General features: G+C 37.1%; 20 protein-coding genes. 15 read left to right on the forward strand and 5 right to left on the reverse strand.

Going from position 1 to position 19,911, the window contains the following annotated elements; genetic code table 11:
* Positions 1-55: 55 nt before the first annotated feature.
* A complete protein-coding gene (locus tag AC559H_RS24460; protein WP_237745651.1) occupies positions 56-1,042 on the reverse strand; it encodes a ligand-gated ion channel in 987 nt (328 codons plus the stop codon).
* Between the two features lie 649 nt (positions 1,043-1,691).
* On the opposite strand from AC559H_RS24460, the gene rpsP reads away from it, so the two are divergent.
* The 7 genes from rpsP (at position 1,692) to AC559H_RS24495 (ending at position 6,290) form a co-directional block, all read left to right on the forward strand.
* Complete coding sequence (gene rpsP, locus AC559H_RS24465) at positions 1,692-1,979, forward strand: 30S ribosomal protein S16 (protein WP_026786243.1); 288 nt, start codon at positions 1,692-1,694, stop codon at positions 1,977-1,979.
* Between the two features lie 19 nt (positions 1,980-1,998).
* A complete protein-coding gene (locus AC559H_RS24470; protein ID WP_233422910.1) occupies positions 1,999-2,364 on the forward strand; it encodes a KH domain-containing protein in 366 nt (121 codons plus the stop codon).
* Positions 2,365-2,595: 231 nt separating this feature from the next.
* Positions 2,596-3,555 carry a PhoH family protein gene (locus AC559H_RS24475; RefSeq protein ID WP_026794616.1) on the forward strand — a complete coding sequence of 320 codons (960 nt, stop codon included), beginning with the start codon at positions 2,596-2,598 and terminating at the stop codon, positions 3,553-3,555.
* An 88-nt stretch (positions 3,556-3,643) separates the two neighbouring features.
* Positions 3,644-4,048, forward strand: coding sequence for a ChuX/HutX family heme-like substrate-binding protein (locus AC559H_RS24480; protein WP_026786246.1), 405 nt, complete (start codon positions 3,644-3,646; stop codon positions 4,046-4,048).
* Between the two features lie 131 nt (positions 4,049-4,179).
* The gene (locus tag AC559H_RS24485; RefSeq protein ID WP_026786247.1) at positions 4,180-5,010 is read left to right on the forward strand and encodes a DUF6816 family protein; all 831 of its coding nucleotides are present in this window, start codon (positions 4,180-4,182) and stop codon (positions 5,008-5,010) included.
* A 21-nt stretch (positions 5,011-5,031) separates the two neighbouring features.
* A complete protein-coding gene (locus tag AC559H_RS24490; RefSeq protein ID WP_026786248.1) occupies positions 5,032-5,868 on the forward strand; it encodes a transglutaminase-like domain-containing protein in 837 nt (278 codons plus the stop codon).
* A 53-nt stretch (positions 5,869-5,921) separates the two neighbouring features.
* Positions 5,922-6,290, forward strand: coding sequence for a Lin0512 family protein (locus AC559H_RS24495; RefSeq protein ID WP_026786249.1), 369 nt, complete (start codon positions 5,922-5,924; stop codon positions 6,288-6,290).
* Between the two features lie 191 nt (positions 6,291-6,481).
* Here AC559H_RS24495 and AC559H_RS24500 read toward each other — a convergent pair whose 3' ends face one another.
* Positions 6,482-7,000 carry a hypothetical protein gene (locus AC559H_RS24500; RefSeq protein WP_081694860.1) on the reverse strand — a complete coding sequence of 173 codons (519 nt, stop codon included), beginning with the start codon at positions 6,998-7,000 and terminating at the stop codon, positions 6,482-6,484.
* A gap of 119 nt (positions 7,001-7,119) precedes the next feature.
* Between AC559H_RS24500 and AC559H_RS24505 the strand changes: the two genes are divergently transcribed.
* Together AC559H_RS24505 and AC559H_RS24510 are read left to right on the forward strand one after the other, a co-directional pair.
* The gene (locus tag AC559H_RS24505; RefSeq protein WP_026798619.1) at positions 7,120-8,409 is read left to right on the forward strand and encodes a YcjF family protein; all 1,290 of its coding nucleotides are present in this window, start codon (positions 7,120-7,122) and stop codon (positions 8,407-8,409) included.
* 10 nt (positions 8,410-8,419) lie between these two features.
* The gene (locus AC559H_RS24510) at positions 8,420-8,851 is read left to right on the forward strand and encodes a DUF29 domain-containing protein (RefSeq protein ID WP_026786251.1); all 432 of its coding nucleotides are present in this window, start codon (positions 8,420-8,422) and stop codon (positions 8,849-8,851) included.
* A gap of 38 nt (positions 8,852-8,889) precedes the next feature.
* Here AC559H_RS24510 and AC559H_RS24515 read toward each other — a convergent pair whose 3' ends face one another.
* Positions 8,890-9,333 carry a GUN4 domain-containing protein gene (locus AC559H_RS24515; protein WP_051319905.1) on the reverse strand — a complete coding sequence of 148 codons (444 nt, stop codon included), beginning with the start codon at positions 9,331-9,333 and terminating at the stop codon, positions 8,890-8,892.
* Positions 9,334-9,451: 118 nt separating this feature from the next.
* Entirely contained in the window at positions 9,452-11,401 is a 1,950-nt protein-coding gene (shc, locus tag AC559H_RS24520) for a squalene--hopene cyclase (RefSeq protein ID WP_026794614.1), read from the reverse strand.
* Positions 11,402-11,578: 177 nt separating this feature from the next.
* On the opposite strand from shc, the gene AC559H_RS24525 reads away from it, so the two are divergent.
* The 3 genes from AC559H_RS24525 to AC559H_RS24535 are packed head-to-tail and all read left to right on the forward strand — an operon-like array spanning position 11,579 to position 13,388.
* Complete coding sequence (locus AC559H_RS24525; protein WP_026786253.1) at positions 11,579-11,839, forward strand: DUF4160 domain-containing protein; 261 nt, start codon at positions 11,579-11,581, stop codon at positions 11,837-11,839.
* Positions 11,840-11,842: 3 nt separating this feature from the next.
* A complete protein-coding gene (locus tag AC559H_RS24530) occupies positions 11,843-12,118 on the forward strand; it encodes a DUF2442 domain-containing protein (RefSeq protein ID WP_026786254.1) in 276 nt (91 codons plus the stop codon).
* A gap of 7 nt (positions 12,119-12,125) precedes the next feature.
* Entirely contained in the window at positions 12,126-13,388 is a 1,263-nt protein-coding gene (locus AC559H_RS24535) for a glycosyltransferase (RefSeq protein ID WP_026794613.1), read from the forward strand.
* A gap of 23 nt (positions 13,389-13,411) precedes the next feature.
* Here the strand turns inward: AC559H_RS24535 and AC559H_RS24540 are convergent, their stop codons facing one another.
* Entirely contained in the window at positions 13,412-14,488 is a 1,077-nt protein-coding gene (locus AC559H_RS24540; RefSeq protein ID WP_026786256.1) for an AI-2E family transporter, read from the reverse strand.
* Between the two features lie 135 nt (positions 14,489-14,623).
* Between AC559H_RS24540 and AC559H_RS24545 the strand changes: the two genes are divergently transcribed.
* From AC559H_RS24545 to AC559H_RS24555, 3 genes are all read left to right on the forward strand, one after another.
* Complete coding sequence (locus AC559H_RS24545) at positions 14,624-16,546, forward strand: GTPase family protein (protein ID WP_026794612.1); 1,923 nt, start codon at positions 14,624-14,626, stop codon at positions 16,544-16,546.
* A 111-nt stretch (positions 16,547-16,657) separates the two neighbouring features.
* The gene (locus tag AC559H_RS24550; RefSeq protein WP_026794611.1) at positions 16,658-18,376 is read left to right on the forward strand and encodes an Rqc2 family fibronectin-binding protein; all 1,719 of its coding nucleotides are present in this window, start codon (positions 16,658-16,660) and stop codon (positions 18,374-18,376) included.
* Positions 18,377-18,629: 253 nt separating this feature from the next.
* Positions 18,630-19,802, forward strand: coding sequence for an RNA-guided endonuclease InsQ/TnpB family protein (locus AC559H_RS24555; protein ID WP_330949832.1), 1,173 nt, complete (start codon positions 18,630-18,632; stop codon positions 19,800-19,802).
* Positions 19,803-19,911: the final 109 nt, after the last annotated feature.

The raw sequence follows: 19,911 nt of genomic DNA on the forward strand, positions 1-19,911 counted from the left end.
CTAGGGTGGGGTTCTATATTCTGATCGCAAATCATTTAAGATTGCTATAAAAGTCTTAAAATAGCAAAAATAGAATCATTCCCCCGGATAAAATTACGATATTTGCAATTAAAAACCATTGGTCAAGTTTTTTGACTCGGACAATGGATTCGGGATCTTCACTTTTTGCCCAATCTGCGGTGATAATGGTTTCTAAAATCCCGGCAATAATTAAAACATAGACTAAGGCATAGATTTTATCTAATAATACCAAATAGCCAACATCAGGTAAAGCATCGGAATAGGATTGTTGCAGAAAAACAATCGTTAATAAAGCGGTGACGGGAAGAATAATTCGAGAGTCAACGTAGATGGGATAGAGTAATAATGCACCCCAACTAGAAAACAAAACTACGAATAACGGGAGTAATAATTTCCAAGTAAAGAAACTTAGAGGACGGGAAATGTGCATTTCAAACCGCAGAGTAGAATAAATCGAGTTATTTTTTCCTTCGTCCAAATCCCCAAAATTAGAGGGATATTGATGGGATAAGGTTTTAATTTCAGAATTTCTAATTTTCCATCCGGGAACAGTTAAATCCGCAGCATAACCTGATTCTTTTGTATCTGCGATATAGACTAATTGATTTAATGGATAAACAGCATTTTCAATTGTCACCCCTAAGCGTTGTTCATCTAGGGGATAACGGGAAAATTCAAAGGGTTCTCGAAACCGACTTTCTACCCGCATAATTTGATAGAAACTGCCATCTTTGAGTTTTTTCGGTTCTTCATAAGCGGGTTCGATGATTCTTCCCCAGTCTTCAACGCCGTTCATAAATTCTAAGTTAGCAACGGGGTCAATTTTGCCTTTCCAACGTAACCATAAATAGAAATCCATATAATAGGTATTGCTTGAAGCATTCAGTTCATAAATATTTTGAGCAAAAACCCCAACGGTAACTTTTTGGGCGGTGGCGGTAATTTTGGTTAGAGGTTGATAAATTAAGGAATTTTGGGGTGGGGTCGGGGTACGGAAATATTTCCCCAACTGTAAAATCAAGATCAGGGTAATGATACCCAAAGCTGGGAACAGGAATTTACGACTATTTTTTTTCAGGTCAATCCAGTGAGATAGAATAGGTGATGGCTTGACACTCCCGGTGCCTAAAGGCGTGGGGATTCTTGGTTCAACGAAACCACTTAATCAAAGTACCTTGCAGTGCTTTAACCAGAGGTGGGATTCTCCCCAAGCGTAAATTCGGGTATGCCCTACCCTATTCGCAGTGAGCCTGTCGAACTGCTGCGAGTTCTTTTTTAGCTTGAAACAAATTTGCTTCAAAAAACTGGTTGCCTAGCTCCCACGAATCTTTTACCCACTGCTGGGGGGAAACTAGAACTGTGCAGTAGAACCCTATAGATCCACTTGTCAAGGTTCAGCGTTTTGCCGTTAAGCATACTAGGTTTTTATACAGGTTGCTTACCTTTCGGTGTTACCAGAAATGGTAGCACAATTAGATTTGAACTAACAACCCAATATAAAGCCGTCCTTCTAGGACGGGGTTTTAAACCCATTTTTCCGATAATGGTTTGAGTCGTTTTCAGGGGTCAATCGCCCATACAGCAAGTGTTGGCTAAAGTTTATCCCAAAGAAATGGCTCGGTTGTTGAAAAATAGCTTACAATCCATAGAGAAGTGTTTTGCATCAATTAATGATCAAACTGCGTTTAAAGAGATTCGGAAAAAAGCGGGAAGCTAGTTACCGCATTGTGGTGATGAATAGTTTGTCTCGCCGAGATGGTCGTCCCCTAGAAGAACTGGGCTTCTACAATCCTAGAACCGACGAAGTTCGATTGGATAAGGCTGGTATTATCCGTCGCCTACAGCAAGGGGCACAACCGACTGATACTGTGCGTGACATCCTGAGAAAAGAAAATGTTTTTGAACTACTCAAGTCTGGAGTCGAACCCGAAACAACTGTCGCAGAATCCGCAGTCTAGTCCCAGTTATGACGAACTGGTGCGGTTTTTACTAAAGCCGTTTCTGGAATTTCCAGAATCCCTGAAGGTTGATTGTGAGCGTTTTTCTAGCATACGCAGAACTTGGATTCGGTTAGCTGTAGAAGCCGAAGATAAGGGACGGATTTATGGTCGTGGCGGGCGCAATATTCAGGCGATTCGGATGGTTTTAACGGCCCTGGCTGTGTCCTCTGGTGAAACGGTTTATCTGGATATCTATAACAATGGTGAATCCGATGAACCCGCGAGTCCGAGGGAACCCAGGGAGAGCTTTAATCAGCGTTCCCCGGGTCAATATTCGGAACAGGCTCGTCCAGTCCGTGCAGCCCCTTCTAAGCCTCGTTTGAATCGAAGATACGAAGAATAAAGTGGTTTTAACTCTATTCTTAGTAGTGAATTCCTAATCACTATTGAGGATAGGTTTGCCCTTGGAATTGGTTTTTTAATGTTGGGCAGAATTAGGTTTAACCAACCCTAACAATTTTGCCCAACGTCTTCTCTGAAGAATTACGAATTACGAATTACGAATTACGAATTACGGATAATGGTAATTTGGTTTTGAATTTTTATTAAAAGTAATCATATTTTGTAATATCAAATGACTGAGCGATTCACCCTTGGGTTACCAAGTATGGAAAGTGCAATGGCGCTTTCTGGCTATCAAGAAGATAATCTTAAAATTCTATCTCAACAAACGGGCGCTGAACTGGTAATGCGGGGACAGGAATTGCTAATCAGTGGAACCGCTAGTCAGATTCAATTGTGTCAAAAATTAGTTGCATCTTTGAACGAGTTATGGCAGGATGGAAAACCGATTAGTTCTGTAGATATCCTAACGGCGCGTCATGCAATTAATACTAATCAAGAGGATGTTTTTAAAGATATTCAGCGTGATGTTTTAGCGAAAACCAGGCGAGGAATAGAAATTCGGGCAAAAACCTTTCGTCAACGTCAATATATCCAGGCGATGCGTAGTCATGATTTAGTATTTTGTATTGGCCCGGCGGGAACAGGAAAGACCTATTTGGCGGCAATTTTAGCGTTACAAGCCCTATTATCTGATCAATATGAACGGTTAATTTTAACTCGTCCGGCGGTGGAAGCTGGGGAAAAATTAGGATTTTTACCTGGGGATTTACAACAAAAAGTTAATCCCTATTTACGACCATTATATGATGCACTTTATGAATTAATTGACCCAGAAAAAACAGCAAATTTAATGGAACGTGGGGTGATTGAAGTGGCCCCCATTGCTTATATGCGGGGTCGGACGTTAAACAATTCCTTTGTGATTTTAGATGAAGCTCAAAATACTACTCCGGGTCAGATGAAAATGGTATTAACTCGCTTAGGTTTTGGTTCTCGAATGGTGGTGACGGGAGATATTACCCAAACGGATTTATTACCCAATCAAACATCGGGGTTAACAATGGCTTTAAAAGTATTAAAAAATGTTGAGGGAATTGCCTTTTGTGAATTTTCTCAAGCGGATGTGGTGCGTCATTCATTAGTCCAGCGCATTGTGGCGGCTTATGAAAAGCATGAAAAGCCTAAGTAAAAATATATCTTAGAAAGATTTAAGCTGAAGTTCCCAAAAATCTAGTAAAATTAAGTCTTAAAAACTAATTAAATTGGGAACTTGAACCATGAGTAATCTCAAAGCATTTTTAGAAGATTGTGAAAGTTTAGGAACTTTACGGTTAATTGTTACCAGTAGTTCGGCTGTATTAGAAGCCCGGGGAAAGATTGAAAAGCTATTTTATGCAGAATTACCCAAAGGAAAATATGCGAATATGCACACCGAGGGCTTTGAATTTCATCTGAATATGGATCATATTAAACAGGTTAAATTTGAAACCGGAGAAGCGAAACGGGGCAATTTTACTACCTACGCGATTCGCTTCCTAAATGAACAAAATGAAGTGGCGTTAAGTGCATTTTTACAATGGGGAAAACCAGGGGAATATGAGCCAGGACAGGTGGAAAATTGGCAGGGTTTAAAAGAACAATATGGGGAAGTTTGGGAACCTATTCCTCTGGAAAGTTTATAGGATTAATCATCTAAATTTGGGGTAATTCATGAATTACCCCTACTATTGATAGCGGTGATGCGTAAGTCATGACAGATTAAAATCCGTGAAATCCTCTTAAATCAGTGATCCCTATTCACTATTAAAAAAAAATGAAGAAATTAATTCTAATTCTGGGTTTAATTGTTGGTTTAATTATAGGGAAAACCGAAGCTCAAGCGGGACAGTTAGCCGACCGTTTATCCGCATTTCCAAATTGGAATCATAAACCAATGGTGCAGGCGGTGAAGGAAGATTTATATTATCCTGAGTGGATGGAGGGGGAATGGAATGTTACGAGTATGTTAGTAGATAAAGTGGCTCCCCTTGCTCCTAAAGTGACCACTCCTGGGTTTAAAAATAGTTCTGAATCTCTGAAGCAACCGATACAGTTTCAGGTTAGATTTAAACGGGTTGAATTGTTACCTAAGTTACAGATTTTTCCCCTAACTTTATTTTTTTCTCCCCAGGAATCCGATCCCAAAAATCATGATAAAATAGATATTAAGATAGTGGGAGATCGCGCTTTTAATGGGTTTAATATTGGTAAGGCAACCTTGGGAGAAAATGGAATTTTATCGGTTAAGATTGATCCGACTAATCCCAATCGTCAAATGACCGCTTTACCCGGAAATGTAGAATTGGTTTCCACCATTACGGGTCGGAGTAGTGAAAGTCCCAGGGAGGATCAATTTATTGCAACGGAAATCAGTCAACAGGTGTTTGAAAGCTCATCTCAAATCTATTTGAATGAAGTGGAAACAACCACAGGTTACAAAGCAGAATTTGAGAAAGTTGGATCAAAATCCGAAGTTAAATCCATTGTTGCAGATCAAGTTACGGCGGTTTATTTATCTCCTAAAGATCCAAATTTCTTTACGGCAAGTGGTCATCCGGTGGCCTTATATAGATATCAATTAAAGTTAGTTAGGAATGCAGGATAAATTGCCATCACGGAGGGAAATATGAAATTTAAAGTTGGTTGTCAATTAGAGTATGAAGTTAGGGATTATAGTACGTTTATTTTTAATATCAATGTTGCTAAAGCTCACAATCAACGGATATTAGAAGAACATCTACAATTAGAATCAAATCTCCATTTTGAAGAATATGTTAATCCGGTTTTAGGTAATCGTTATCTGAGGATTAATGTACCTTCGGGAAAATTTCGCCTATCCTATCAAGCCATTGTTGATGTAATTTATGAAGAAACAAATCCGACAACAATTAATGAAGTTCCCGTTGCTCAAATTCCCTTAGAAATGTTACAATATATTTATCCAAGTCGCTATTGTCAATCCGATCGATTAATGCGATTAGCACAATCGGAATTTGGTTATTTACTGCCAGATTATTCACGAATTACGGCAATTTGTAATTGGATTTATGATAACGTGACATATTTATCTGGAAGTAGTGATCAACATACTTCTGCCTTTGATACGGTGACAGAAAGAGCGGGAGTTTGTCGAGATTTTGCCCATTTAGGAATTGCCTTTTGTCGGGCTTTAAATATTCCAGCTAGGTTTGCATCGGGTTATGCTTATAAACTGCAACCGCCTGATTTTCATGCTTATTTTGAGGTATATTTAAGCGATCGCTGGTATCTATTTGATGCGACTCGTCTAGCTCCCCTGGATGGATTAATCAGAATTGGAACCGGACGAGATGCGGCGGATACTGCTTTTGCTACGATTTTTGGGGATGTAGAAATGACTCAAATGAACGTGGATGTTGAGGGTTTAGAAACTATGTCTGATGTAAATGATTCTGAATATACAAATCAAGCCATTAGTCATTAAGTATCTTAATGATTTATCATCAACTAAACTAAAAAAAATAACAGGTAAAAATCATGGCTAAAAAACGATTTGTGATTGAAATGGGAATGGGTATTGATCAACATGGACAGGAACCCACCATCGCCGCAGCTAGGGCGGTTAGAAATGCGATCGCCAATAATGCTTTACCCGGAATTTGGGAAGTTGCCGGGTTAAATCATCCGAATCAAATGATTGTAGAAGTGCAAATTGCAGTTCCCTATCCCGAACAAGTTAGAACTGAAGAAGTATTAGCAGTTTTACCCTTTGGACAGAAAAGTATTATCGTTGAAAATGGGGGAATGGTAGTACAGGGAAGGGCAATTGAAGAATTTCAAGACAAAAATGATGAGATGTTAATTGCTGTTGCTGCGGTTACAGTTTGGGTAGAAATAGAGGATTAATCATTAGTTATGGTGTTACCTAAAATCACAGGATTGTGACCACAAATTAATCTTTTAAGGCAATTACGAGGGTTAGTTGATCAGGGTGTAAACCCTAAACTTTGGCTACACCCTAATCATTCAAACAACTCATAATTTAATATTCCTAGTGGTAGCAGGTTATTGAAAAAATCCGACTATGGTGTAATTATTTAAACAGGATAGTACAAACCATCGCCCCGCCTGTGCCAACCAATACCACTGGGATCTTTTTGTTGACTCCAATGGCTAAAATGTTCTGCACCTTTAGAAAATTCTTTAGCAACATTTCCCGTATTTACTCCTAAGCGACGAGTCAGTTCTTCCTCTGTTTTTGGTGTCAACCTCAATAAACTTCTAGGATGATTACTATTAACATTATTAACAGAACTTGAGGATTTACGGGTGGTTTCAACCGAAGTTTTTTTGTCTAATAACTGCTGCATTAAAGACATTTGATCTTTTAAAAGATCAATATCTTCTTGGAACAGTTTCAGTTGCTCTTGTACAATTTCTTCGACCTCGGTTTTCAATTCAGGATTGAATTGAGGTTGTTCCCCATCAAAAAACTGTTTAATCATCTGGACTAAAGCGGCACTTTCAGTTAAGTTGTGCCGTTTCATGTACTGACGCAGCTTTTTATGATAGTCTGGCGGAACGTAAGTCACGGCTCTGATATTCTTTGTTACCATGAGTATAATTAAATTATGCTACCTCAACATTAACACTAATTGTAAACAAGTACGCTACTATTAGCATACTATTAATATTAAACCGATTAGCTTTATCTACAAAATATCAGACCCGACCTATGACTGAAACCCCGGAGACCCCACCCTCTAATCAACCGACATCAGCTAATCTCCCTAGGATAAAAGGGGGTTGGCATCGGACAACCCAACAATTAAAAAGACTATTCCCCACTGACCGAATCTCTAAAACCTTTGTCCAATGGTTTAATGTCAATGAGACACAAATTGCTGAGATTTTAGCAACAATTCGGGCAGAACTTCCCACGACAGAAGCCTTATTAATTGGCAAACCTCAAGCGGGAAAAAGTTCAATTGTTAGAGGATTAACGGGGGTTTCATCGGAAATTATTGGTCAAGGATTTCGTCCCCATACTCAAAATACAGAACGTTATGCTTATCCGTCTAATGATTTACCTTTGCTAATCTTTAAAGATACCGTGGGTTTAGGAGATATTAACCAAGATACTTCTATCATAATTGAAGAATTAATCGGCGATTTGCAGAAAGAAAGTCAAGGAGCTAGGGTTTTAATTTTAACCGTTAAAATTAACGATTTTGCTACCGATACCCTCCGCATAATTGCCGAAAGTTTACGCAAAAACTATCCCCATATTCCCTGTCTATTAGCAATTACTTGCTTGCATGAAATTTATCCGCCCCAAACCGAAAATCATCCCATTTATCCCCCAGATTTTGAGGATATTAGCAGAGCTTTTGAAGCCTTAAAAATAGCGTTTAAAGGGTTGTATGATCAGGCGGTTTTAATTGATTTTACCCTAGAAGAAGATGGTTATAATCCTGTATTTTATGGCTTAGAATCTCTACGGGATACCTTAGCTGATTTGCTTCCTGAAGCCGAAGCTAGAATGATTCATGAATTATTAAATGGAGAGGTTAATAATCAACTGGGAAACATCTATCGAGATGTGGGGCGACGCTATATTTTAGCTTTTAGTATTATGGCGGCAACCGTTGCAGCAGTTCCCCTTCCTTTTGCCACTATGCCTGTCTTAACAGCCGTACAAGTTTCTCTAGTAGTGTTATTAGGAAATCTCTACGGAAAAACCTTAAATATTTCTCAAGCTGGAGGTTTAGTTAGTGCGATCGCTGGAGGGTTTTTTGCCCAAATGATCGGTCGAGAATTAATTAAATTTATCCCCGGTTTTGGTAGTGTTATTGCTGCGTCTTGGGCTGCTGCTTATACTTGGGCATTAGGGGAAGGAGCTTGTGTTTATTTCGGGGATTTAATGGGAGGAAAAAAACCTGATCCGCAAAAAATTCAAGTTGTTATGAAAGAGGCATTTACAACAGCAAAAGAAAGATTTAAAGGGATCAATTCATCAAAATAAAGGAGGAAATATGACGGATTTATATGAAACCGATTTTTATGGTTGGATTCAAAATCAAGTTAATTTGCTTAAAACTAAACAATGGCAACAGTTAGATCATCTAAATTTAATTGAGGAAATAGAAGCTTTGGGACGAAAAGAACGACAAGAACTTAGAAATAGATTGGGGATTCTCTTGGGGCATTTATTAAAATGGCAATTTCAACCTGATAAACGAACGAATAGCTGGTTAGGAACAATTCGAGAACAACGAGTACAAATTAAGTTTTTATTACAAGATAGTCCCAGTTTAAAATCCTATTTGAATCCAGTTTTACCCGATGCTTATGAATTAGGATTAGCCTTAGCTATTCGAGAAACAAAACTCGATGAACAAATCTTTCCCGAAGTTTGTCCCTATACCTTAGAACAAACCTTAGATTCTCAATTTTTACCAATTTAATCTCCATTTGTTACAAAAATTAAGCAAACTTAAATATCCTATTGATTCAGAGCAGTAGAATTTTTGATATCTTCAATTCTACAAATATCCAATCGAGAAATAATTGCAGAACTTAAATTTTGTTGATCATTCTGCCAACTCATAATTTTATTTCTAAAATGAATAGTTCCCTGGGTATAAGGATGCCAAATTTTTTCTATTTTCCTTAAATCTTGACAGGGAAGTTTAGCAATATCCCGTTTTTTTAACTCAATGGGATCAGAATATTTGGGGTTTTTTCCTAAAGCTAACAGCATGATTCTATAGGTTTGTAGTTCAGCTTTAGTGAATTGTTTTGCTGATAATAAATGAGCTAATCGTTCATAATCCGGTTTCACCCTGGTTTTTTCCGACACTGTAGCTGTTCTAGCCATCCCAATTACTAAAGATGTAATTGATGCAATCACACCCAATGAAACAATAACTTTTTCTCGATTACCCATGTTTAATTAAAATTATAACGTTGTTGGGCTTTAGCCCTAATTCCAAAAATTATAAGCCCTGAATCCACTGTTGACAAACATTAAAGTTGGGATGGGGTAAAACCCACCCAAAGTTAGGTTAAAGTTGTTGCAACTTTTGATAACGACCTAATGCCAATAACGGAAAATAATGTTGATAGTAATGATATTTGATGTAAAAATGCCCCGGAAATCCAGTTCCCGTAAATTCCGACTCATCCCAGCGACCATCGGAAAGTTGTATTGAAATTAAATAGTTAATTCCCCTTTGAATCACCTCCATTTCATAACATCCCGTTGCCATTAAACCAATTAACGCCCAAGCCGTTTGTGAGGCGGTACTAACCCCTTTTCCTTTCAATTTGGTATCATTATAACTATGGCAGGTTTCCCCCCAACCCCCATCAATATTTTGACAACTAACTAACCAATTTGTCCCCCGTTCCATTAAGGGGTTTAGAGAAGTATAACCCCAATTTTTATAAATAGGATTAATTACCGCTAAAGCTGATAATACTCCACTGGTTCCATAAATATAATTAACTCCCCAACGTCCGAACCAACTCCCATCGGTTTCTTGTTCCTGTTTTAAATAGGAAATTGCCCGTTCAATTGAGGGTTTTAAAGATTGAATTTTCAATTGAAATTCTGAAGAATTAGGATCTAATTCCCCTAACATTTCAATCACTCTAGCGGTAACATCCGCCGTATTTGGATCAATCATGGCTTTTAAATCCCCATAGGGAACCGCATTAATCCAATCTTGATCATTATCAATATCAAAAGCCGCCCAACCTCCGGCTTTACACTGCATTGAGATCATCCAATCAATTCCTCTAATTATTGTTGCTGTTTTCAAGGGTTCATCGGTAATTTTAGCTTGATTTAATGCCATTACTACAACGGCAGAATCATCTAAATCAGGATAAAATTTATTCGCAAATTCAAACGCCCATCCCCCAGGTTTTCCCTGTTTATTTTTAATATTCCAATCTCCATAATCTAAAATTTGTTGACGAATTAACCATTTTGAACTTTTGACTATATCAGCATTATTTGGGTCAATTCCTGATTCAATTAAAGCTCGAACAACCCAAGCTGTATCCCAAACTGGAGACACACAGGCTTGCATTCGATAACTTTCTTCTGTTTCTATCGCAAAATTATCTATGGCTTCTAAACCCCGTTGAACAATCGGATCAGATACCGGATAATTTAAGCATTTTAACGCCAATAAAGAATTTAACATTGCCGGGATAATTCCTGCCCAATCTCCGGTAATTTCTTGTCGTTCTAAAATCCATTTTTCTGCTGCTTTTAATCCCTGTTCTCGTAAGGGGACAATATTAAAGAGTTCGGCAAATTTAAAAATCTGATCTAAGTCCAAAAAAATATCTGTCCAATCATTATTTTTAGGTAATTCAAAAATAGCATTTTCTCGTCCTTCTACATATAATTCATCTAAATTTAGACTAGAATTAAACCTAAAAACTGGCTTTTTATCAAATACAATTAATAAAGGAACTGTACTACTTCTCGCCCAACTAGACATTTCATAGATGGTAAAAGGTGAACCTTCGGGTAACAACATAATCCAAGGGGGAATTGAGGGAATCCCGCGCCAGTCATAACATCCAATCAAGGCTAAATGTAGCTTAGTAAAAATCCGAGTTTTGGTAATTCCACCCTGTTCTAAAATAAATTGTTTGGCTTTAATTAAGGCAGAATCTGTTTCAGATACCCCTAATATTTTTAACGCCATATATGCTTCAACGGTGGTACTTAGTTCTCCTCCATCCCCATAGAATAATTCCCAACCGCCATGATCTCGTTGTTGGGAACGTAAATAGGTTTCAGCTTTATATAAAGGGCGAGTTTTATCGGTTCCCCAAATCTTGTGTAAGAGGATAACTTCTGATATAATTGTGACATTAGATTGTAATTCCGCCCACCAATAACCTTCGGGATATTGTTGAGAGAATAGGAAGTTTTGACTGGCGGCGATCGCATCTTTTAATTGAGTTGCAGAGACTTGATTTTTTATTTCCATTGTTATCTGTTTAACTCCTGCTATTGTTTTTGATGATATCATTTTTTTAATTAGTTATAGATATTCTATCATGTTTTTTATTGAATCAATCATAATTTTATGATATAATGAATTTTAAAGCTAATTTTGTAATTTTCTGTTTACTGCCGATTTAATGTTGTTATCGAGAAGGTGTTTATGCCAGAAATTAGCCGATTTTTTGGGGCTGTAATTACTATGTACTATAACGATCATCCTCCCCCTCATTTTCATGTTCGCTATGGTCAACAGAAGGCATTGATCAGCATTCAAACTGGAGAAATATTAGCAGGAAATCTTTCCCCCAGACTGCTAAAATTAATTCAAGAATGGACAGCATTATACCAGAACGAACTACTCGCTAATTGGGAATTAGCCAGACAAAATCTAATTTTGAATAAAATTGAACCCCTGGAGTAAATCATGCTTAAAGATATTGTTGAAGTTCATCCATTAATAAATTACCAGCTAAGACTTCGTTTTGAAGATGGAGTAGAAGGGGTAATTGATGTGTCTAAACTCGTTCAGTTTACAGGGGTATTTGAACCTCTAAAAAATCCTGATTATTTTAATCAAGTTAAACTTTCTAGCGAGTGGGGAACTGTTTATTGGGATAGCGGTGCTGACTTAGATCCTGATGTATTGTATTCCTATTTATCCAAGCAACCGATACAGTTAAAAACCGTGAGTATTTATTGATTTTGAAATGGAAAATTTAATTTTAATTTTAACGCTATTATCGTTAATAATATGGATTGTGTTATTAATGTTTCGAGGGCAATTTTGGCAAGGAGATCAACGGCTTTTTGAGGTTAAAGAACCTTTATTAAATTATCCTTCCGTTGCTGTAATTGTACCAGCAAGAAATGAAGCAGATTTAATTTCTACCAGTTTGCGATCGCTTCTTAATCAAAATTATCCTGGTTCATTTTCTATTATTTTAGTTGATGATCAAAGTAGTGATAATACAGCAAATATTGCCCAAGAAACTGCTGAATTATCAAATCAAACAGACAGGTTAAATATTATTACCTCTCAACCTTTACCTGCGGGATGGACGGGGAAACTTTGGGCGATGGAACAGGGAGTTAAATATACTTCTATGTTAAATTATATCCCCCAATATATTTTATTTACCGATGCTGATATTGAACATTCTCCTAATAATTTAAAGCAATTAGTTGAAAAAGCTGAAACCGAAAAATTACAGTTAGTTTCCTTAATGGTTTTATTACGTTGTCAGAGTTTTTGGGAAAAGTTATTAATTCCTGCTTTTGTATTTTTCTTTCAAAAATTGTATCCTTTTCGTTGGGTAAATCATCCCCAAAGTCAACTAGCGGCGGCGGCGGGAGGATGTATTTTAATTCGTCAGGAAGCATTAACTAGAATTGGTGGTTTAGCAATATTAAAACAAGCATTAATTGATGATTGTTCCTTAGCACAAGCGGTGAAGAATAACCCCCCAACCCCCCTTAGTAATGGGGGGGAAGATCAGTTATTTACTACTGTAAATCAGGGGTTTTCTATGGGGAGTTTTATCTTTCCTTTTACCTCAAAATCCTATCATCCTATTTGGTTAGGGTTAACAGAAACAACCCAGAGTTTAAGACCATATCCTAATTTATCAAGTATTTGGGATATGGTAGCCAGAACAGCATTTAGTCAACTGAATTTTTCTACTATTTTATTAGGATTAACCCTAATAGGGATGATTCTGATTTATTTAATGTCACCTTTAAGTTTAATTTGGGGAATTGTTCATGGAAATGGCTTAGTTATCCTTTTAGCTTTATTAACGGGGCTATTAATGGAAATTGCCTATTATCCCACATTAAAACTATATAAACTTTCTCCTATTTGGGGATTAACTTTACCATTTATTGGATTTTTATATGCCTTAATGACTTTAGATTCAGCCTTGAGATATTGGCGAGGAAAAGGAGGAGGTTGGAAAGGAAGAACTTATTAATAAACCGGGTTGTTAGGTCAAGATTAAACTTCAAGATCATCCTTACTTCCCTCTTTAGATTGCATTTCTTCAATATCTAATAAATTAACAATCACGCCCGCAATGGGAACGGATAGAAATACGCCTAAAATTCCAGCAATTCTAGCCCCAATCATTAACGAAAAAAACAAAACCACCGGGTTAATATTAACAGAACTTTGCATGATTTTAGGGCCAATAAAATTGTCCTGAATTTGTTGTAAAATCACACTAGCAACCACTACTTTTAACATCACAAACCAACCACTTTGAATTAAAATAATTAAACTGATTGTTAAAATTCCTAAAGTTGCCCCTATTCCTGGGATGAAATCAAATAAGCTGACAATAATAGCTAAAGACAAAGAGAAAGGTATTCCCAGGATACTATAAACGATAAAACTAGATGTTCCCAAGAAAACCGAGAGTAAAAGTTGACCTCTAAAAAAACCTAAAAAACTTCTTTGAACAGCCAAAGAAAACTGATTACGATGGTCATAAGGAATAATTTTTAATAGTAAAAACCATAGCCTTTCCCCATCAATCAGCATAAAAAAGGAAATCACAAAGATAATTACAAATGAAATGAACGCATTCGGTAAAGAAGAAAAAGTACCGACAAGAATACTGCCTAGTGCCACTAAAGATTTATTAAATTCAGCTTCTAGGGGAGCGAGATTAACATTAATTTTACGATATGTTAAAAACTTTTGTAAGTCGTCAAAAGGATTATCTGTTGATGTTAAACTTTGGATGATAAGGTTAAGAAGTTGTTGAAATTGATTAAAAAACATAGTTCCCAAGGCTAATCCGGTCGCAACAACCATAAATAGACTCAGAAATATGACAATTCCTAATGCGAATCCTCTACCCAAATATCTCTCTAAATATCGCACAGGATAGTTGAGAAGGAAGGCAAAAATAGCGGCTAAGATAAAAGTAAAAAAGATACTTTCAAAATAGTTAAAAATCATAATTAATGCCCATCCAGAGGCAAAAAATAATAAAAACCGCACTAAACCATTAGTGTGAATCCGGTGCCAAAAAGCACTATCCTGAGAATTTGGGGGTAAATTATCCATTAGAACGACTCAATTTTAGCCAACGTTAACATTTTAGCGGATCTTGTTAACTTACAATCGCACTTTCTTGATCGGTTAAATTCTAATTAAATGATCTATCTTTAAAAATAGTCTGTAAATTTTGAGGAAGCAACGATGATTAGACTCAAACTATGGCAATGGATGGTATTGATCACACCGATGGCAATGATTGTGATTTTTTTGCTAACGGCGGCGGGGGTCACGATTCATAATTGGGGAATTAATTGGATTTGGGCGGTATTTACCCTGATTTTTGTGGGTTGGCGTTGGCTATTAGTCCGATGGACTAAACCGATGCTTAAAGAGATGGAAACTATCACCGCTAAATTTAATCAAGAACTAGAATTATCCTTAGATCAATCGAGATTAGAACCTGCTACAAATCCCAATATTACTCAAGTCGAAACAGCCTTACAAGAAATTTTAAAAGCAGCCCAGAATGATCCGCCAATTTGGGAAGAAAGTTCAATTTTTTGGAAACGCTGTCAAGATGTAGTGACAACTGTTGCTAATATTTATCATCCTGAAGTTAAATATCCTCTTTTGAGTATTTATATTCCCCAAGCCTATCAATTAATCCGGGGAACTATGGATGATTTAGATCAATTAATCCAAAAATTATCTCCAGCATTAAATCAAGTTACCGTTGGACAAGCCTATCAAACTTATCAAGTTTATCAGAAATTAGAACCCTCGGCTCGTAAACTTTTAAAAGTTTGGAATTGGGCGCAATGGCTGTTAAATCCAGTATCGGCTTTAGCACGATTTTCGACTCAAAAAACCACGAATCAAGCCACACAACAATTGTTAGGTAATTTGGGTCAATCTTTGCGAGAAGTGGCTTTGAGAAATTTGTGTTGTCAAGCGATCGCTCTTTATGGTGGAGACACTTTACCCGTAACTGAATTTTCGGTTAATAATCTTTCCTTTCCTCAAGCAAAAACCCAAACTATCAGGGATATTTTAACAACAACAGAACCCGTTAAAACCTTAGAACAAAAACCCGTTAATTTGCTCTTAGTTGGACGTACAGGGGCAGGAAAAAGTAGTTTGATCAATACCCTATTTAAAATGGATCAAGCCGTCGTTGATGTCTTACCCAGTACCGATCAGATTCAAAATTATCAATGGCAAACCGACATCGGAGAAATCCTCAATTTATGGGATACTCCGGGTTATGAACAGGTGCATCATCCTGAGTTACGAGAACAGGTTTTAGACTATGCAACTAACGCGGATTTATTATTATTAATAACTCCTGCCCTTGACCCAGCTTTGCAGATGGATGTGGATTTTTTACGCGAGATTAAACAGCAGGAATTAGAGTTACCTATTATTACAATTGTCACCCAAGTTGATCGCTTACGTCCTATCCGCGAATGGCAACCGCCCTATGATTGGCAATGGGGAAATCGTCCCAAGGAAAAATCAATTCGAGAAGCCACAAAATACCGATTAGAACAATTAGGAGAATATTGCGATCGCGTCTTACCAATTGTTACCCAAGATAGTCAAACCCAGCGCCAACCTTGGGGAGTAGATAGGTTATCAATTGCTATTTTAGAAACGATTAATCCCGCCAAACAAATACGTTTAGCTCGATTTTTACAAAATCAAGAAGCCCGGATTTTAGCAACGGCTAAAATAATTGACCATTATACCTTTCAAATGGCAACAACTCAAGGATTAGCGGCTTTATTAAAAAGTCCAATTCTGAGTTTTATTTCCACCTTAGCCACAGGATCTCCGACTTTAGCATTATTACTCGCTGAAAAAATTCCCGTCGAACAATTACCCGTGGTGATTGGGAAATTACAGATGGCCTATGACTTGTTTTTATTATTAAATTCAGGAGAGTCTGATCCGATGAATTTTGATTTACTAATTCTCTGGCCGTTACTATTAGAAAATCCCAATCCCTCGGAAAAAAATGCTTGGGCATTTGGTCATGCTTTAGTGGAATATTGGACACAAAAACTAACCATAGAACAAATGCAGCAACGGTTTCAATTTTATTTAAACCAGGGAAAAGTTTAACGGGTTAAACCGAGAGATGTTTCTCCCAAACCATCTGATTTAGAAATATTAGGTCAGGTGGGTAAAAATAATGAGACAATGGGGAAAGGTTAAGGCGATCGGACAAATATTATGCAATCTTTTGATTTAACAACATTAATCGCAAGCTGTTGTGAACTGCGGCAAGACTGGCTTCCAGCGCGGTTAGAACAGGTGTATCAACGCGATCGCTTTACCATTTCTTTGGGCTTACGCACCCTAAAAAGTCGAGGCTGGCTGGATATTTCTTGCCATCCCCAAGCCGCCAGAATTTGCATCGGTGATCCTCCTCCTCGCATTCCTGATACCTTTACTTTTAGTGATCAACTCCGTCATCAATTGGCGGGATTAGCATTAGTTGAAATTCGGCAATTTGACCCATGGGAAAGAGTTTTAGATCTGCAATTTGCCCAACGTCCAGGGGATGATCCCCTCTGGCATTTGTATGTGGAAATTATGGGGAAATATAGTAATATTATTTTAACGGGATCGGACAATATTATTGTTACTGCCGCCCATCAAGTGAATTTACAACAATCGAGTGTTAGACCAATTTTAACTAATCAATTCTATGAATTACCGCCTAAATTAACCGAACCAATTCCGAGTTTAAATCAAGATCAATCCCTTTGGCAAGAGCGGGTGAGTTTAATTCCCAGTGCGTTAAAACAACAACTATTAAAAAATTATCGAGGTTTAAGTTCTGGGTTAGTTCAAGCAATGATTGAAGCCGCAAGTTTAGATCCGACTCAACCCACAAATACGTTAAATTCAGAAGACTGGTATCGGTTATTTCAAAGTTGGCAAACTTGGCTAAAAACCTTAGAAAACAATAGTTTTATTCCTTATAATACCACAAAAGGTTATGATATTATTCCTTGGAATGTAGAAATTATTGCTGAAGTTAAATCGGTTCAAATTTTAATTAATACTTATTATACAAATGAGTTAAATCAACAGGAATTTAACCAACTGCGCCATCAAGTTAGTCAAAAACTTAATAGTGTTTTAAAGAAACTACAAGTTAAAGCAGATCAATTTATTCAAAGGTTACAACAATCAGATGAAGCTGACGATTATCGGGCAAAAGCGGATTTATTAATGGCATTTCTGCACGAATGGAAACCGGGAATGAAGGAGATTAACTTACCTGATTTTGAGACGGGAGAACCTGTTAAAATACCCTTAAATCCAGAGAGTAATGCCGTCCAAAACGCTCAAAGTTTATATAAACGACATCAAAAGTTAAAACGAGCGAGAATAGCCGTTGAACCCCTACTAAATGCAGTTAAAACCGAAATTAACTATTTAGAACAAGTCGAGTCAGCGATTAGTTTAGTTGAAACCTATCAAACCGCCGAAGATTTACAAACCTTAGCCGAAATTCGAGAGGAATTAATTCAACAAGGTTATATTAATATTCCTAATTATCGTAGTCCTAATTCTACTTTATCAACACAATTCCATCGTTATCAAACCCCGAATCAGATTGAGGTTATAATTGGCAGAAATAATCGTCAAAATGATCAGTTAACCTTTAAACTAGCAACGGATTATGATTTATGGTTTCATACTCAAGAAATCCCCGGAAGTCATGTATTATTAAGATTAAATCCCGGACAGGTTGCTGATGATATTGATTTACAGTTTACGGCTAATTTAGCAGCCTATTATAGTCGGGCTAGAAATAGTGAACAAGTTCCGGTTATTTATACTAAACCTAAGCACGTTTATAAACCTAAAGGGGCTAAACCTGGGATGGTTATTTATAAACATGAAACCGTAATTTGGGGAAGTCCTAATGAAACTTAAACAAAAATCAAGCCCAAATCAAGCCTAAACTGGTTTTGTAGGCTGCAAATACATCCCTATTATCCTGGAGCCAGTCCACAAATCGATATGACTCGGTTATAATTTATCAGAAAAATGGGTTTAAAACCCCGTCGTTCTACGACGGCTTTTTATTCTATTTTAGTGTATACTAAAGAAGTGCTCGTAAGCAACAAAAACAATGAAAGCCAGGTATCGGTACAGAATCTACCCAACTAACCAACAACAGAGGCAGATGTCTCAATTGTTTGGCTGTTGTCGTGTAGTTTTTAACGATGCTTTAGCTTACTGTCAAGAACAATACCGTGCGGGTAACAAAAAACCTTCTAGCAGTGAACTATCTAAAAGACTTACAGAAATCAAGAAAACCGAGGAAAAAGAATGGTTAACAGAAGTTTCCTCTGTTCCTTTGCAACAATCTTTGAGAGATTTGGAGCAGGCTTATTCTAACTTTTTTAAATCCTGTAAAGGGCAAAGAAAAGGCAAGAAAGTTAAGCCACCTAAATTCAAGAAACGTAAATCTAAGCAATCCGCTAGATTTACCGATAATGGGTTTAAACTCTATCCTAATTCTGATTACATTTGCCTAGCTAAAATAGGTGATGTTAAAGTAATTTGGAGTAGAAAATTACCCGCAATTCCTTCTAGTGTCACCCTAATCAAAGATAGTGCTGATCGATATTTTGTCAGCTTTGTAGTTGAGTTTAATCCTCAACAATTACCCAAAAAAGGACAAAGTGTTGGAATTGACTTAGGTATCGCTGATTTTGCTACACTAAGCAACGGTGAAAAAATTAAATCACCTAAACCTTTAAAGAAACAATTAAAGCGTTTAAGAAAATTACAGCATAATTTGTCAAGGAAACAGAAAGGTAGTAAAAGAAGGGAAGTTGCTAGAAAAAAACTAGCCAAACTTCATGCTAAAATTTCTGATATCAGAAATGATTTTTTACACAAACTGTCAACTAAGATTATTCGTGAAAATCAAACAATAGTCTTAGAAGATTTGAATGTGTCAGGGATGATGAAAAACCGCAAACTATCCCGTGCAATCAGCGATTTAGGTTGGCAGTATTTTAGAACTATGTTAGAGGCTAAATCGCTAATGTACGGGCGGGATTTTCGAGTAATTGATAGATGGACTCCTACTTCTCAAACCTGTTCTTGTTGCGGTTTTCACGGTGGCAAAAAAGAGTTAAATGTTAGAGAGTGGATTTGTCTTAATTGTGGAACTTCTCATGATCGAGATGTTAATGCTGCAATAAATATTTTAGTCGCCGGAGGGCATTCGGAGACTTTAAACGGACGTGGAGAGAAGGTCAGTCTTTCTGTAAAGAAAGCACATCTCGGCGAAGCGTCAACCCGTCCAGAATTTCAGCAGTTGTCAATCTTTGATTTGTTGAAATAGATGGAATCCCCGTGCGTTCACGCCGGGGCGGATGTCAATCTTCTTGTTCTTTTAATGCTTGTTCAATTTCTTCAGAATACGCCTCTGCATAAACCCAAATATTCAACAA

The organism is Planktothrix prolifica NIVA-CYA 540, assembly GCF_963864145.1.
In the GTDB taxonomy this organism is placed as follows: domain Bacteria; phylum Cyanobacteriota; class Cyanobacteriia; order Cyanobacteriales; family Microcoleaceae; genus Planktothrix; species Planktothrix agardhii.